13 protein-coding genes are annotated in these 16,527 nt (G+C 52.3%); 11 read left to right on the top strand and 2 right to left on the bottom strand.

Going from position 1 to position 16,527, the window contains the following annotated elements; all coding sequences use genetic code 11:
- Positions 1-13: 13 nt before the first annotated feature.
- From groL to PS2015_RS11300, 11 genes are all read left to right on the top strand, one after another.
- Entirely contained in the window at positions 14-1,657 is a 1,644-nt protein-coding gene (gene groL, locus PS2015_RS11350; RefSeq protein ID WP_058022347.1) for a chaperonin GroEL, read from the top strand.
- 110 nt (positions 1,658-1,767) lie between these two features.
- Positions 1,768-2,706, top strand: coding sequence for a sodium-dependent bicarbonate transport family permease (locus tag PS2015_RS11345; RefSeq protein ID WP_058022346.1), 939 nt, complete (start codon positions 1,768-1,770; stop codon positions 2,704-2,706).
- Positions 2,707-2,708: 2 nt separating this feature from the next.
- Positions 2,709-3,026, top strand: coding sequence for a P-II family nitrogen regulator (locus PS2015_RS11340; protein WP_058022345.1), 318 nt, complete (start codon positions 2,709-2,711; stop codon positions 3,024-3,026).
- A 39-nt stretch (positions 3,027-3,065) separates the two neighbouring features.
- Positions 3,066-3,569, top strand: a complete 504-nt coding sequence (gene purE, locus PS2015_RS11335) for a 5-(carboxyamino)imidazole ribonucleotide mutase (RefSeq protein ID WP_058022344.1) — start codon at positions 3,066-3,068, stop codon at positions 3,567-3,569.
- A gap of 7 nt (positions 3,570-3,576) precedes the next feature.
- Entirely contained in the window at positions 3,577-4,653 is a 1,077-nt protein-coding gene (locus PS2015_RS11330; RefSeq protein WP_058022343.1) for a 5-(carboxyamino)imidazole ribonucleotide synthase, read from the top strand.
- A 78-nt stretch (positions 4,654-4,731) separates the two neighbouring features.
- Entirely contained in the window at positions 4,732-5,646 is a 915-nt protein-coding gene (locus tag PS2015_RS11325; RefSeq protein ID WP_058022342.1) for an alpha/beta hydrolase, read from the top strand.
- 91 nt (positions 5,647-5,737) lie between these two features.
- On the top strand, positions 5,738-9,376 hold the full coding sequence (locus tag PS2015_RS11320) for a response regulator (RefSeq protein ID WP_058022341.1): 3,639 nt from the start codon (positions 5,738-5,740) through the stop codon (positions 9,374-9,376).
- A gap of 25 nt (positions 9,377-9,401) precedes the next feature.
- The gene (locus tag PS2015_RS11315; protein WP_335338236.1) at positions 9,402-10,457 is read left to right on the top strand and encodes an HD domain-containing phosphohydrolase; all 1,056 of its coding nucleotides are present in this window, start codon (positions 9,402-9,404) and stop codon (positions 10,455-10,457) included.
- 4 nt (positions 10,458-10,461) lie between these two features.
- The gene (locus tag PS2015_RS11310) at positions 10,462-12,549 is read left to right on the top strand and encodes an ATP-binding protein (protein ID WP_058022339.1); all 2,088 of its coding nucleotides are present in this window, start codon (positions 10,462-10,464) and stop codon (positions 12,547-12,549) included.
- A 5-nt stretch (positions 12,550-12,554) separates the two neighbouring features.
- Positions 12,555-14,447, top strand: coding sequence for a sensor histidine kinase (locus tag PS2015_RS11305; protein ID WP_058022338.1), 1,893 nt, complete (start codon positions 12,555-12,557; stop codon positions 14,445-14,447).
- A gap of 14 nt (positions 14,448-14,461) precedes the next feature.
- Positions 14,462-14,857, top strand: coding sequence for a response regulator (locus PS2015_RS11300; protein ID WP_058022337.1), 396 nt, complete (start codon positions 14,462-14,464; stop codon positions 14,855-14,857).
- Between the two features lie 12 nt (positions 14,858-14,869).
- Here PS2015_RS11300 and PS2015_RS11295 read toward each other — a convergent pair whose 3' ends face one another.
- Positions 14,870-15,676 carry an OmpA/MotB family protein gene (locus tag PS2015_RS11295; protein ID WP_058022336.1) on the bottom strand — a complete coding sequence of 269 codons (807 nt, stop codon included), beginning with the start codon at positions 15,674-15,676 and terminating at the stop codon, positions 14,870-14,872.
- On the bottom strand, positions 15,666-16,475 hold the full coding sequence (locus PS2015_RS11290) for a motility protein A (RefSeq protein ID WP_058023306.1): 810 nt from the start codon (positions 16,473-16,475) through the stop codon (positions 15,666-15,668). Before PS2015_RS11290 ends, PS2015_RS11295 begins: the two co-directional genes overlap by 11 nt.
- Positions 16,476-16,527: the final 52 nt, after the last annotated feature.

Raw genomic sequence — 16,527 nt, 5'->3', positions numbered from 1 at the left:
GGAAACTAGTAAAATGGCTAAAGACGTAAAATTCGGTGATTCCGCCCGTCAGAAACTGCTGACCGGCGTTAACGTACTGGCAGATGCCGTAAAAGTCACGCTGGGTCCCAAGGGCCGCAATGTGGTGCTGGATAAGTCATTCGGCGCGCCGACAGTGACCAAAGACGGTGTTTCTGTTGCTAAAGAAATTGAACTGAAAGACAAGTTCGAGAACATGGGCGCCCAGATGGTCAAGGAAGTGGCTTCCCAGACTTCTGATGTCGCTGGTGACGGCACCACAACAGCCACCGTGCTGGCGCAGGCCATCCTCAACGAAGGCCTGAAGTCTGTTGCGGCCGGCATGAACCCGATGGATCTGAAGCGCGGTATCGACAAAGCCGTTAAGGCACTGGTTGAAGAAATCGGCAAAATTTCCACACCCTGCGCTGATTCACGTAGTATCGCCCAGGTTGGCACCATCTCCGCCAACTCCGATTCAGACGTTGGCCAGATCATTGCCGACGCAATGGAAAAAGTCGGCAAAGAAGGCGTAATCACTGTTGAAGAAGGTTCCGGATTCGACAACGAGCTGGACGTGGTTGAGGGTATGCAGTTTGACCGCGGCTACCTGTCTCCTTACTTCATCAACAATCAGGACAACATGAGTGCTGAGCTGGAAAACCCGTACATCCTGCTCGTCGACAAGAAAATTTCCAATATCCGCGAAATGCTGCCACTGCTGGAAGGCGTTGCAAAGTCCGGCAGACCGCTGTTGGTTATTGCGGAGGACGTAGAAGGCGAAGCACTTGCTACGCTGATCGTCAACAACATGCGCGGTATTGTAAAAGTAGCGGCTGCCAAGGCACCTGGGTTCGGCGACCGCCGCAAGGCCATGCTGGAAGATATCGCCATCCTGACCGGTGGTACGGTGATCAGTGAAGAAGTGGGCCTGAGCCTGGAGCAGGCCGATGTCTCTCATCTGGGTAGCGCCAAAAACGTGACTCTGTCCAAGGAAAACACCACCATCGTTGATGGTGCGGGTGATTCCAAGGCCATCGAAGCACGTGTCGGTCAGATCCGCAAGCAGATCGAAGACACTACATCCGACTATGACAAAGAAAAACTGCAAGAGCGTGTCGCCAAGCTGGCGGGCGGTGTGGCAGTGATCAAGGTCGGCGCCGGCACCGAGATGGAGATGAAAGAGAAGAAGGCTCGCGTGGAAGACGCGCTGCACTCAACCCGCGCGGCGGTTGAAGAAGGTGTGGTACCTGGCGGTGGTGTTGCCCTGGTACGTGCGCTGCAGGCCGTTGACGGCAAGCTGAAGGGCGACAACGAAGATCAGAACGTCGGTATTGCTCTGCTGATGCGCGCTGTGACTGCTCCGCTGCGTCAGATTGTTCGCAACGCCGGTGATGAGCCCTCAGTGGTGCTGGACAAGGTCAAGGCCGAGTCCGGAAACCGGGGTTACAATGCGGCAACTGGTGAGTATGTGGACATGGTGGAAGCCGGTATCATCGACCCGGCCAAGGTAACCCGCAGCGCGCTGCAGGCTGCCGGCTCTGTAGCCGGTCTGATGATCACCACTGAGTGTATGATCACCGAGATACCTGAAGAGAAGCCAGCGGCACCTGATATGGGTGGCATGGGCGGTATGGGTGGCATGGGCGGCATGATGTAAGTCGCCAGTTCACGGTGCCATATAAAAAAGGCCGATACGTCTTCGATGTGTCGGTCTTTTTGCTTTCAGGTGTCTGATATACTCGCACAATAAATTGAGGGTGCGATTTTATGGGTTGGGATCCGGTCGTTCTGTTTTTTGTTTTTGGTCTGATCGCCGGCTTGCTGCGTAGCGAGCTTAAGTTGCCACCGGCGCTATACGAAACGCTATCGATTCTGCTGCTGCTTGCGATCGGCCTGCATGGTGGAGTGGAATTGGCAGAGCAGGCTAGCATGGCGCTGTTATGGCAGATGGCCGCTGTGTTGTTAATGGGCGTCATGTTGCCGTTGATTGCTTTTCCTCTGTTGCGGCTGCTGCGCTTTGGGCGGGTCGACTCGGCCAGCATTGCTGCGCACTATGGCTCGGTCAGCGCCGGTACCTTTGCGGTTGTAGTTGCCTATATGCTTAGTGAAGATATTTTCTTCGAAAGCTACATGCCGCTTTTTGTCGCAATTCTGGAAATTCCGGCGATCGTGGTTGGTATTGTGCTGGCACGAGGCTTATCTAAAAACACCCAGTGGCGCGAACTGAGTCGGGAGATCCTGCTTGGGAAAAGCATAATGCTGCTATTGGGTGGTCTTCTGATTGGTGTATTGGCGGGCAAGGAGGCCGTAGGTCCGCTGGAGCCGCTGTATACAAGCATGTTTCCACTTGTGCTTGCCCTGTTTCTGCTTGAAATGGGGTTAATCGCGTCGCGACAATCGGGTGCGCTGCGAAAAGTTGGTCTGAAACTGGTGAGCTTTGCGCTTTTGATGCCGTGGTTGGGTGCCGCTGTTGGCCTGACAATCGGCGCTCTTATTGGCTTGTCGGTCGGTGGTGCAGCCATGTTGGCAACGCTTGGTGCCAGTGCCTCCTATATTGCCGTACCTGCTGCAATGCGACTTGCTCTGCCTGAGGCGAATCCTTCACTGTCGCTGGCTGCGTCACTTGGAATAACGTTTCCGTTTAATATCCTGATTGGCATACCCATTTATCTGCAGGCAGCTCAATGGCTGCTGCCCGGAGCATGATCATGAACGAGACTCAAACTACTGCGACCCGGCGAACGCTGATCACGATAGTCTGTGAGGCGATTCTGGAATCGAAACTGTTAAAAGATCTTGAGCTGCTTGGTGCCCCGGGGTGGACCATTTCTGAGGCACGGGGGCGTGGCAGCCGGGGTGTGCGAAGCTCGGACTGGGATAACAACGGTAACATCAGGATTGAAGTTGTCTGCAGCCGCCGTGTGGCAGAAAAAATCATGGGTCATGTGCAGGCGCATTATTATGCTGACTTTGCCATGATCTGCTTCCTGTCCGATGTGGAAGTGCTGCGGTCAGACAAGTTCTGATATATACTACGCGCTTTTTCTTTCTGCGAGGAAACGCCAATGACCACACCGACACACCCTCTGGTGGGCGTCATTATGGGATCAAAGTCAGACTGGTCCACAATGAGCCATACGGCCGAGATGCTGGAGCAGCTGGGTATTCCTCATGAAGTAAAGGTGGTCTCTGCGCACCGGACGCCGGATCTACTGTTCAGTTATTCGGAACAGGCTGCGGAACGTGGTATCGAAGTCATTATTGCCGGTGCCGGTGGTGCCGCTCATCTGCCAGGTATGTGCGCTGCCAAGACGCATTTACCTGTGCTGGGTGTTCCCGTACAGTCAGCCATGCTCTCAGGTGTTGATTCATTGTTATCCATAGTGCAGATGCCAGCAGGAATTGCCGTTGCTACGCTGGCTATAGGGCGAGCTGGCGCAGTGAATGCCGCTTTGCTGGCCGGTAGCATTCTGGGTAATAAATACCCCGATATTCAATGCGCCGTGAAAAACTTCCGCGAAACCCAGACCAGCAAGGTACTGGATAACCCTGACCCGCGTCAGGACTGAGCAGATTATGAAAATTGGCGTGATTGGTGGTGGTCAACTCGGGCGCATGCTGGCGTTGGCCGGCACGCCGCTGGGCATGCAGTTTGTCTTCCTGGATCCAGCCTCTGACGCCTGTGCGGCTGCTCTTGGCTCTCATATCTGTGCGGATTACAGCGACTACGATCACCTGCAACTGCTGGCTCAGCAGGTCGACCTGGTGACGTTTGAGTTCGAAAACGTGCCCGCCGAAACGGTTGCTTTTTTATCGCAACTGGTGCCGGTCTATCCGGGTGCTGAGGCATTGCGTGTCGCCCGCGACCGGCTGATGGAAAAAACCTTATTCAAAAATCTGGGTATTCCAGTAGCACCATTTGCCGAGGTGAACAGTCAGTCAGATCTGGAGCAGGCTGTCGCCCACATCGGTTTGCCGGCAGTGCTTAAAACCCGTACGCTGGGATACGATGGCAAAGGTCAGAAAGTTCTGCGCGAAGCATCAGATTTGCACGGGGCATTCGCGTCTCTTGGCGCCGTACCCTGTATTCTGGAGTCTTTTGTCCATTTCAGTGGTGAAGTATCTTTGATTGCAGTACGCGGCAGGGATGGGGAAACCCGCGCCTATCCGTTGGTACACAATACGCATGCGGACGGTATCCTGCGTGTGTCGCGTGCCAGTGACAGGCATGCACTGCAGACGCTGGCAGAGGATTATGTAAATCGCATCCTTGAGCACCTGGACTATGTTGGTGTATTGGCATTCGAATTTTTTGAAGTAGACGGGCAATTAAAGGCCAACGAAATAGCACCTCGTGTGCACAACAGCGGCCACTGGACGATAGAGGGTGCCGAGTGCAGCCAGTTCGAAAACCATCTGCGTGCGATCGCCGGTTTGCCCCTGGGCTCCACCGCGAAAGTGGGTGAAAGTGCCATGATTAACTTCATAGGCGAGGTGCCGGATGCAAAACCCCTGCTCTCTGTAGAGGGCTGTCATTTGCATCATTACAATAAAGCTTTTAAAGAAGGTCGCAAGGTGGGGCATCTGACGGTGCGTTGCGACAGTGGTGATACTCTGAGCGAGACTGTTGCTCAGATTCAGCAAATGATTTGACAGGCGCCAACCGCTGAGCAAGCATTAACCCCGCCGCACATGATTCGTCATGCCAGGAAAATAATAAGGGGAAATGCCATGCTAAAGCGCTCAAAAGTTAATCGCCTGACACTTCGCAGCCGTTTTACCAGCTGGGTACTGAAGCGCAAATTCAAACCCAAACTGCTGGCTGATGACTTTGACCCGATTCGATTTCGAAAAGTTGTCGAGCGTGATATGGGCAAAGTGGCACCTGCTGACAGCGTCAGTATACAGGTGGTCGACCAGAGTGGCCTGAAAGGGGAATGGCAGATTCCAGAGGGTGCGGCGGCAGGTCGATGCATTCTTTACTGCCATGGCGGTGGTTATCTGTTTGGTTCCCCCACCGCTTACCGCGCATTTACTACACGTCTGGCGCAAGCCAGCGGGCTGGCGCTGTTCTCTCTGGATTACCGTCTGGCGCCCGAACATCCCTTTCCTGCCGCGCCTCAGGATGCCATGGCAGCCTGGCACTACCTGCTCGAATCTTATCAACCCGATCAGATTATATTGGCAGGTGATTCGGCCGGTGCCGGTCTGGTAATGTCATTGCTGCATCAGATCAAACAGGCCGATATGCCCATGCCTGCCAGGGCAGCACTGTTGTCCCCTTATGCTGATCTTCTGGGTACAGGTGCCTCACTGGATGCCAATTCAGCCAGTTGTGCCATGTTCACCGGTGACGCCATTCGCCGGGCGGCAGCGACCTACCTGAATGGTGCTGATGGGGCTGATCCGCTGGCATCGCCGCTTTATGCTGATATGAGCGGGTTTCCGCCGTTACGTATTTATGTCAGCGACAATGAGGTGTTACGTGACGACGGTATCCGCGTTGCGGAAGCGGCCGCAACAGCAGGGGTAGAGACTGAGCTGCAGATCTGGCGTGGACAGCCACATGTCTGGCCGCTGTTTGTCCCGGTGTTGCCAGAAGCCAATCAGGCGCTGGAGGATATGTCGGAATATTGTCGCAAATAATTGAATAAATCCTGATAGAACTTGGCCGATACAGTAAGGATAATTGGGTGATGCTGTACATGCGCTGACAATTTCTAACAGGCCGTTAATTGTGAATTCTGATACTTATCACGAAGTGCAGCGAGCACTGTCATCGTTGCGACAGACCTTTATTAAAGATCTGGAAGACCGCATTGATATCTTTTCTCAGTTGGCTATCCGCTTGCACGAGGCTGATCCGCAATCAGCGCGCCAACAACATTTCGACACCTTGTATCTTGAGATCCATCGGCTGGCCGGTGCTGCTGGCACCTTTGGATTGTTTGAACTCTCAGAGTCGGCCGTCGAAGTTGACCGTTTTATGTCACGGGCCAGGAAAGACAAGCAGATTGCTTCGTCCGGATTTTCCGCGCAACTTGTCGGGGCCATTGCGGAGCTCGAAAAGATTATTCGCCAGGTACTGCCATTGGCTGCGGCTGAGCGCCCGGTATCAGATGCTGCCTTCTCCAGACGTAAAAACCAGCCCGTTTTTATCGTTGAAGATGACCTGCAGCAGGCAGAAAAGATACAACTGGCCTTGAGTGACGCCGGTTATCAGACTGAGCTTTTCCTGACACAGGAATCATTCAGTCAGCGCATGGAACAGACATCTGACAGCATGCCGTTGGCAGTTGTAATGGATATTATGTTTCCGGACGATGACAGCGGCGGACTGGAGCTGCTTGGCAAGTACAGCGAATCTTTTTCTGAGTTCAACATACCCGTAGTTGTGCTGTCAGTACGCGATGACATGATGGCTCGCTTGCGTGCCTTCCGGGCCGGCGCCAGTCGCTACCTCTCCAAACCGGCAGATACAGGCATGCTGGTTGATCTTCTTGATACACTGACTGGTCGGAGGCCCGTGGAGCCTTATCGGGTTCTGCTGGTGGATGATGATGCCTTGTTGATGAAGGCTCATGCCAGCGCACTCACAGCCGCCGGTATGAACGTCCTGTGTGTTGGTGATCCACTGAACATACTTGAAGCGCTGAACGGCTTTGATCCCGACGTGGCTATTATTGATGTTTACATGCCTGATGTATCGGGTCCTGAGCTGGCTGCGGTGCTCAGAGAGCGTTTTGCCTATCTGCATATGCCGATTATCTTCCTGTCGGCTGAATCGGATCTGAGTCAGCAATTGATGGCGCTGAATCTGGGTGGTGATGACTTTATGGTCAAACCGGTATTACCGGAGCATCTGATTGCTGCTGTCAGTGCCCGGGCCCGGCGGGCGCGACAGGCGTCAGCGATTCGGACCAAACTTGAAACCACATTGTATGAGCGTGAAAGAGAGCATGTTGCATTGAATCAGCATGCTATTGTCAGCATTGCCGATGGCCGCGGTGACATTATTTACGTCAATGACAAGTTTTGTGAGATTGCCGGTTATCAGCGTCATGAGCTGTTGGGATTAAATCATCGAGTGGTTAAATCGGGCCTGCATGATGCGGAATTTTACGGCGACATGTGGTCGACCATAAAGCAGGGAGAAGTCTGGCAGGGAGAAATCTGTAACCGGAAAAAAGACGGCTCACTGTATTGGGTCTCATCAACCATTACGCCGTTTCTGGATTCTGATGGTAAACCCTACCAATACGTATCGATTCGAACAGACATAACAGAGATCAAATCCAGAGAGCTGGAACAGAAGCGCCAGTCAGACCTCAGGCAGTTGATTGCTGAAGTCGGCGCGACATTGATGGATGCGCCGGCCAGTGCGATGGATGATGCAGTTGAGCAATCACTGGCGTTGGCAGGACAACTGTTGGGTGCCGAGCGGGCTAATCTGTTTCAGTACGCTGCAGATAATGGCACTGTCACGCACACACACGAGTGGTTCAGACACGGTTTATGCTCTCAGAAAGCACGGGTTAAAAATGTGCCGGTTGCCGATCTGCCCTGGTGGTGGGATGCTGTGCAGACTGACTCCTTAATTTATCTGCCAGACATTAACGCGCTGCCATCTGATGCCACAGCAGAGAAGGCTTTTTTCAGGTCCCTGGGGATAAGTTCGGTGATTGCGTTACCGATTGTAAGAGACGCAAAAGTCAGTGGCTTGCTGGGTTTCGCAACATTGAACGAGCCTCACGCCTGGCGTGAGCAGGATCTGAAACTGCTACAGGTAGTTGCAGAATTAATCAGCAGCGCCTTAAAGCGCTGCGAAGCCGAGCTCCGTGCAGAGTCTCACAAAGAAATGCTCAGAATTGGTCAAGTGTTTGCAAACATTGGAACCTGGGACTGGAATATAAAAACCAACCAGCTGTACTGGACAGAGCGCATCGCCCCCTTGTTTGGCTACGAAGAAGGCGAGGTGGAAACCTCCTACGATAATTTTATGGCTGCCGTGCATCCCGAAGATCGTCAGGCTGTGGGTGACGCAATCAATGCCAGTCTGAATGATAAACAGCCCTATGAAATTGAGCACCGCGTGGTGTGGCCAGATGGCACGGTCAGGTGGTTGCTGGAGCGCGGTTCGGTAGTCTATGACGCGGATGGTGTGCCCGACCAGATGATTGGTGTTGTGCAGGATATCGATGATCGAAAACGGGCGGAAATGGATTTGCAGGCAGCACGGCTGGAAGCTGATCGGGCCAATCTTGCTAAATCGGAATTCTTGTCCAGTATGAGTCACGAACTCAGAACACCCATGAATGTCATTCTGGGCTTCGCTCAATTGCTTCGCTACGATGAAGATCTGTCTGAAGAAGCCAAGGATAGCGTCAGTGAAATACTCAAGTCCGGTAACCACTTGCTGGAGCTGATAAACGAGGTATTGGACCTGGCAAAAATCGAATCCGGACGACTGACAATTTCACAGGAGCCCATCGAAATTAATCAGTTGCTTAATGACTGCGTACGTCAGATTTCGCCGCTTGCCGATGAACGCAATATCGGAATAAGAGTGGTTACGGAGTCATCACTGGCTGTTGTCGCTGACCATACCCGTTTGCGACAGATTCTGCTGAACCTCTTGTCGAATGCCGTTAAATATAATCGCGAAAGCGGACGTATTTCTGTCGATATCTGCCGACTGGAAAAAGGAAGGATCAAACTCTCTATAACGGATACGGGAACGGGTATCGAGGATGATCAGATTTCGCATATCTTTGAGCCATTCAATCGGTTGGGAAAGGAGAGCAGTGCGGTCGAGGGAACCGGAATCGGCCTTGCTATCAGCAAACAACTGATTGAGATGATGGGCGGAGAGATTCATGTGTCCAGCACTAAAGGCGAAGGTTCCTGCTTCTGGATCGTGCTGGATGCGGCGGATAGTATTTCTTCGACTGATCTCAGCGATCAGATCGAACCGTGTCTGGATGCGCCTGATCTGACGATCAGCACTGAGCGTAGACCTGTGCTGTATATTGAGGATAATCCATCCAATATCCGCCTGATGGCAAACATCGTCTCCAAGAGACCTGATTTCGAGTTTGTGAGCGCGATGTCGCCTCAGTTGGGGATTGATCTTGCACAATCCAGAAAGCCGGATTTGATATTTCTTGATATAAACCTGCCTGATATGGACGGGTACGCTGTGCTTAGAAAATTGCGCAACATTGATGCGCTGAAGGCGACACCGGTGATTGCTATCACCGCTAATGCCATGAAAAAAGATATGGAGCGCGGAATGGCGGCCGGCTTTGCAGACTACCTGACAAAACCCATTCAGGTCAGCGAAGTACTGGCGATATTGCAGCGCCATTCATGGTGAGCTTTATGTACGGAAAAATGTTGTTATGCAAAGAATGACGCGATCACAGAAAATACTGGTAGTAGATGATGAGCAGAGTAACCTCAAGCTGATTGTGCGGTTGTTGGCACATCACGGTTACAACAATGTCATCCCACTGGATGATTCTCGCCAGGTGTCACAGATTTTTCAGCAGGAGCGGCCAGACTTGATTTTGCTTGACCTGAATATGCCGCACCTCAATGGCTTTCAGGTGCTGGATCAGCTCAAGGCATTAAACGAGTCTGTGTTACCCCCAGTGGTCATGTTGACGGCGCAGCACGGGCGGGATTTTATCCTGGAGTCGCTGTCCCGCGGTGCCCGGGACTATATCAGCAAACCATTTGATCCCTCAGAACTCATCATGCGCGTGCAGAACCTGTTGGAAGTACATCTGGCACACAAGCTGTTGGTGAATCAGAAAAAAACGCTGGAGGAAATGGTTGCCAACCGGACCCGGGAGCTGCGGGAAACCCGGCTTCAGGTGGTACAGCGACTGGGTCGGGCCGCCGAATACAGAGATGAAGAAACGGGCAACCATATCCTTCGCATGTCCCATACCTCGGCCTTTCTGGCTGAAAAACTCGGCTGGTCAGCGGACCAGTGTGAGCTATTGCTGCACGCCAGCCCCATGCACGATATTGGCAAAATTGGTATTCCCGATTATATCTTGCTCAAGCCTGGCCGCCTGATACCGGACGAGTGGGAAATAATGAAAACCCACGCTGAAATTGGCGCGAAGCTGCTGGATGGGGATGATTCGGATCTGATGGTCATGGCACGAGAAATTGCCTGGACCCACCATGAAAAATGGGACGGATCAGGGTATCCGCGTGCTTTAAAGGCTGATCAGATTCCGGTGGCAGGTCGCATTGTGGCGATTTCAGACGTGTTCGATGCCTTGACCTCGGAGCGACCGTATAAAAAAGCCTGGGACATTGAGCGGGCTCTGGACTACATTCAGGAAAGCAAAGGGCTGCACTTTGATCCAGATCTCGTGGAGCTTTTCCTTGCCAATATAGGTCAGATTCTGGCCATACGTCAGCGCTTTGCGGAGCCCTGAATCCATGCAGGCGCCTCTTCCGGGTAATGAGACAGAACGGCTTCGCGCCCTGCATGCTACGTGTTTGCTGGATAGCGAGCCTGAGGAACGCTTTGATCGATTGACCCGGCTGGCACGTCAACTTTTTTGCGTCCCGTATGCATTTGTGTCGCTTGTTGATCAAGATCGCCAGTGGTTTAAATCGGGTGATATTGATGGGGTTGTGGAGTTGCCACGCTCTGAGTCGATTTGTGCTCATGCCATACTCGATAAACAGATGCTGATTTGTGAAGATTTGTGCAAAGACACCAGGTTTGCTGACATGGCGGCTGTCAAGGGTGCGCCCGGGTTGAGGTTTTATGCTGGCGCACCCTTGGTACTGGAAGGCCAATACAGCATTGGCACGCTTAGCATTGTCAGCACCTCCCCAAGGCGATTCACCGCTGAGGATATAACCGCGCTCAAGGATCTGGCAGCCTGTGTTGTTGATGAGATAGCGCTGCTTCGCGAGCGGGAACTACGCCATCGACTCTTTGATCAGGATCGGCTTAGTGCCGTGATCAACAGAATTCAGGCCCAACAGATTCGTTATGCCGATTTTAATAAGACATTCGGCACTTTGATTAAGGACATTCTGCAGCTGATCGATGCCGATTTTGGCATGATTTGTGATGTCACTGCCAGTGATGGGCGCGAATCAATGGCTTTGTCGGTTCGCGTCGTCAGCTCAGAGGGTCAGGTTTTTTTTCCTGATGGGCAGGCCATCCCGAACCTGAACAGGCTGTTCTATCAAACATTGGTCTCCAGACAGGCGATGATTGTTAATCAGGTGGCAGAGGATCCCTGTCCGTTCTGGAGAGAGCGGGGCTTTCCGCAGCTCCGGAACTATCTGGGCATCCCCGTCATGTTGGGTGGTAAACCGGTAACTATGCTGGTTCTGGGAAACCGGCGAGGATCATTTGATCGAGATACTGTGCAGTTTCTGCAGCCCCTGTTGTTTACATTGGCTCAGTTGGTTCAGGCGTCGGCGGTCCGTGAGCAGAAGCGCGAGATTCAGTCGGAAATATTACGTCTGTCACAGGTGGCCAGCCAGACTACCAACGGAGTAGTCATTACTGACATTGACGGTCGTGTACGATGGATCAATGAGGGCTTCAGTCGCCTTGCCGGCTATACCCTGGAAGAAATAAAGGGCCTGTCACCGGGGCGAATTCTGCAGGGCGAAGAAAGTGACCGGCGTGTGGCTGATCAGATGGCGCGCGCCGTAAAGGATCGCGAGCCCTTCGATGTTGAATTGATCAATTATCATAAAAGCGGTCGGCCCTATTGGGTTCATATCAGTTGCAACCCTTTGCTGAATGAGTCCTCGGAGCTGGAAGGATTTATTGCCATCGAGTCCGATATTACCGACCGAAAGCGCCTGGAGAATGTAAAGGATCAATTCATTGCTAACGTCAGCCATGAACTTAAGACTCCGTTGACGGCACTAAACGGTGCTTTGTCATTGATGCAGTCACAATCAGCTGGTGTACCGGTCGATAAGTTGCTGGATATGGCAGCACGTAACGGTCGCCGACTGGCGCTATTGATCGATGATCTGTTGGATACGGAACGACTGATGCAAGGAAAGGTGAATCTGGAACTCGCCGATTATCAGATAGTCCCATTGCTGGAACAGGCAGTAGCAGACAACAAACCGGCGATGGCGGATCGGGCGGTGCAATTGGTATTGAACCTGGCCGGGAATGAACTGGGGCGTCAAGCTGTGCGTGTTGATCAGCTGCGCTTCCATCAGGTCATTAATAATCTGATCTCAAATGCAATTAAATTTTCTCCGCACAATGAACCGGTTACGGTTACAGCATCAGTCCATGACAGTCATTGCAAAATCAGTGTGACTGACCATGGCCCCGGAGTTCCTGACAACTTCAGGCCCCATATCTTCAAGCGCTTTTCACAGGCGGAAATAGGCAGTCGCCGGGAACATGGGGGTGCCGGATTGGGGCTGGCTATCAGTAAGGAGCTGGTGGAACAGATGCAGGGTGAAATAGGCTTTGACAGTGTACCCGGTAAATGTCATTTTTATTTTACTGTTCCATTGAGCGAAAAATAAAAACAATGACCATTTCGGGGCGTCAACTGTCGATTGTTTTGGTGGCCCTGCTTATCCTGTTAGCGGTATCGGGCAACTATTACCACCTGACGCTGTTTGACGGCGAACTCAGATATCTGCTGGGATCGACTTTCTCACTGCTGGCCTTGCGGCTGTTTGGTTTCACCGCAGGGCTTCTGGTCGCTCTTTGTGCGTCGGCCATGACAGTAATAGTCTGGCAGCATCCACTCGGATTTGTGATCTACCCGCTTGAGATAGTCATAGTCCATTTTTTTATTGGTCGCTACGGTTCGTCCTTGTTGTTGGCGGCCATGTTTTATTGGCTGATGCTCGGTGCGCCACTTATCTGGGGTCTGTTGAGCGTAACCGGGTTGCTCGCGTCTGAACTGCTAACCATTGTTGCCTTAAAACATGCGGTAAACGGAGTTCTGAATGCGTTCCTGGCTGAGATTGTTTACACCTTGCTGCGTTTTCACCGGCCCAGCCGGTTGCGTCTGCGTCTGAATCGACTGCGTATTCCGGATGTAATTTTCTTCTCGTTATTGCTCAGCATGACGATACCAGTCACAGCCATACTGCTCAACTTTCCCTTCGTAGCGTCGACATCTGATCTCGCTATCTGGCTGACCTGGCTGATCGTGATGATAATAGTGAATATGATCCTGGCCAAAGCAATCAGTTCCTGGTTTTCAGGACATCTGGCTCGTCTTGCTCTGGTCGGCAGCGCCGAGCAGAGGCTGATCAAGCATGACCTGGAAGAATTTACAATGCTCGGAAAAGCGCTGGGTACAGTCTCGGACGCGCTTGAGCGGCGCGCACAAGACCAACAGACTCATACCCAGACAATTCTGGATAATATTATTGACGGCATTATAACCATCGATGCAAAAGGTTCGGTGCTCTCATACAACCGTTCTGCTGAGCGAATATTTGGTTACCCGGAGCAAGCAGTTCTGGGTCGCAATGTAAGTATGTTAATGCCCGAGCCGTATCACGGTGAGCATGATAGTTATCTGGAAAATTATCGGGTGACTGGCAATAAAAAGATCATTGGCAAAGGCCGAGAGGTTCAGGGACGCCATCAGAACGGAACAGTGTTCCCACTTGATTTGATGGTCACTGAAATCAGCCGAAATGACCAGCCGGTATTTATCGGCACTGTCCGGGATATCAGCGAGCGCAAAAAAGTTGATCGATTAAAAAATGAGTTTGTGTCAACCGTGAGTCATGAACTGCGTACTCCCTTGACGGCCATTTGTGGATCATTGGGTTTGATCAGTGCTGCTCAGCCCGGCGGACTTGAGGCTAATGCATTAAATTTGCTTGATATAGCTCAAAATAATTGTAAACGCCTGGGACACTTGATAGAGGATCTGTTAGATATTGAGAGTCTGGCAAGTGGCCGGATGACTATGCAGATAAGTAGAGAGTCAATCACTGAACTGGTTGGACGTGCTGTCAGTGACAGCGCCGCATTGGCATTGAAGGCAGATGTGGAAATAGTCCTTGGTCGTCGGGACCAGGCACTGGTCGATGTTGACGAGCGGCGCTTTACCCAGATAATGAGTAATCTGCTATCGAATGCCATCAAATTTTCTCCCCGCCAATCATCGGTTCTGGTCGAGCAGATTGTCCGCGACGGCAAGATCAGAGTCAGTGTGCAGGACTATGGCCCGGGTGTGCCCGCTGCGTTTCACTCGCGTATTTTCAGTCGGTTTGCGCAGGCTGATAGCAGTGACCTGAAAAGCCATGGCGGAGCCGGGCTTGGTCTGGCTATCTCCCGAGAGCTTGCTGAACAGATGTCGGGTTCTATGGGCTTTGATTCGATTGAAGGCAAGGGTGCCACTTTTTATGTGGAGCTTCCGGTGCAGTTAATGGAAGACATCACATCATCATGAAATGGAGGTGACGGGTGACGGAGCTCAGGAAAATTCTGTATGTCGAGGACGAAGCGGACATTCGTGAAGTGGCACGAATTTCACTGGAGATGATCGGTGGATTTGAGGTCTCAATTTGTGCATCAGGTGAGCAATGTCTTGAATTGGCCCCTGAAGTTAAACCAGACCTGATTATACTGGATGTCATGATGCCCGGCATGGATGGGCCTGACACGCTGCAGTTGCTGAAGTCGATACCCTCAGTCGCAAATATCCCGGTGGTTTTTATGACGGCGAAAGTGCAGTCGCATGAAATGGATTCTTACCGCTGTGCCGGTGTGCTGGGCGTAATAGCCAAACCTTTTGATCCAATGACATTGCCGGATCGGTTGCGCGAGTTATTTTTTGAACCAAAGGTTTGTTCGGTTTAACTTTGGAGTGACCTAACCCGGCTCCCGCAGCACAATCTCTACACGCCGGTTCGCGGCACGACCTTCTGCACTGTTATTGCTTTGCAGGGGTTTTGTGTCAGCATATCCGATCGCGCGCATGCGTGCTGCTTCTATGCCGTCGGCTTCCAGAAAGCGTAGCACTGAAATGGCACGCGCGCTGGACAGCTCCCAGTTTGACGGAAATTGAATGGTGTTGATGGGTATGCTGTCAGTGTGCCCCTCAACCGAAATTTCTCCTTCAAAACTTTCCAGCACTTCACGTAGTTGGCTGATTAGTATCATGCCGTCATAGCGCAGTTCAGATTCTCCGCTGGCAAACAACAGGTTGTCGGCAATTCGCAGGGTCAGTCCTTCTCGTCCGATTTCGGCATCTACGCCCTGCAAGGCAAGAGAGTTAAGACTATCTTCCAGCTCGCCAAAGCGTTCCTCATTCTCGTTGTTGTCTTCGTCTACAGAGCCGCCGGCCTCGGCGTCCGGACTGCTGTCCCCGTCATCTCCTGCAATCACTGCATTGTATTCCGGCAGAACACCAATGCCCCCGCCAAGCACTCCATCTGGTCCGGCGCTTGGAGTCAGACTTGAAGTCGGATCGTCTGAGTCTGCGCCGCCAGTGGCAGAAACCATGGACTGTAGAATTTCCTCTTCTGCGATTTTAGGTTCGGACATGGCCAGCAGCAGCACAAAAAAAGCGATCAGGAGTGTCAGAACATCCAGATAGCTGAGCATCCAGGAGTTATCGGCCTCGGGGGGGCTGTCATCGTCGCCGACCTGAGTAACTGAGTAGCGGCTATTTTCCACGGGGAGCAGGCCTCAGCGGTGGCATACCCTTGTCGCGGATTTCGTCTTCATAAGTTGCGGCAAAGGACTTGAGTGTATCTTCGATAAATGATGGCGGGCGACGCTTGCTCATCATGGCAACACCCTCTAGCACCATGTTCATCGCGATGAGGCGCTCTTCCGTGCGTCTTTCCAGCTTTACTGCTATGGGCTGAAAAAATACATTGCCCAGCAGAATGCCGTAGAACGTCGTCAACAGCGCCACGGCCATCTGTGGACCAATCAGATCCAGGCTGCCAGAGTCCATGACCGCCAGCATGTTTACCAGGCCGACCAGGGTGCCGATCATGCCAAAGGCGGCTGCATAGGTCGACATGGTGCGGAATATATGCGCCTCGGCGCGTTCGCGGGCTTTCACGCGCGCGATACGCCAGCGCAGGGTGTCAATGATCTCCTGTTCGTCTGTATTGGCAATGACCAGTTGGATGCCATTACGCAAAAACGGGTTTTTGATTTTTACCAGGGCATCGTCTACATCCTTGATATTGCCCTGAAACCACAGTCTTGAGACCTGCACCATTTCCTTGATGTCATCACGGGTGTAGGTGTTTTCACGCTGAAAGACCAATGCTACCAGCTTGAATACTCGCACCACTTCCTTCATGGGATAGCTGATGAACGTGGCCGCCATGGTGCCGGTGATGACGATGGCAAGTCCGGGCAGATTCAGAAAACTGGCATCGGACTCGGCTGAAAAGAACAGCACACTGCCCAGCAGCGCGATACTGGACAGCATGCCAATGATGGTGGACGGATTCATAGCAGACCTGTGTTGGGTGAACGTAAATGGCACATCTCTGCTGTCTGTAGCG

The organism is Pseudohongiella spirulinae, assembly GCF_001444425.1.
Lineage (GTDB): Bacteria > Pseudomonadota > Gammaproteobacteria > Pseudomonadales > Pseudohongiellaceae > Pseudohongiella > Pseudohongiella spirulinae.
Note: the sequence above shows the minus strand (reverse complement) of the source record. Positions and strands in the feature narration are given on the sequence as shown.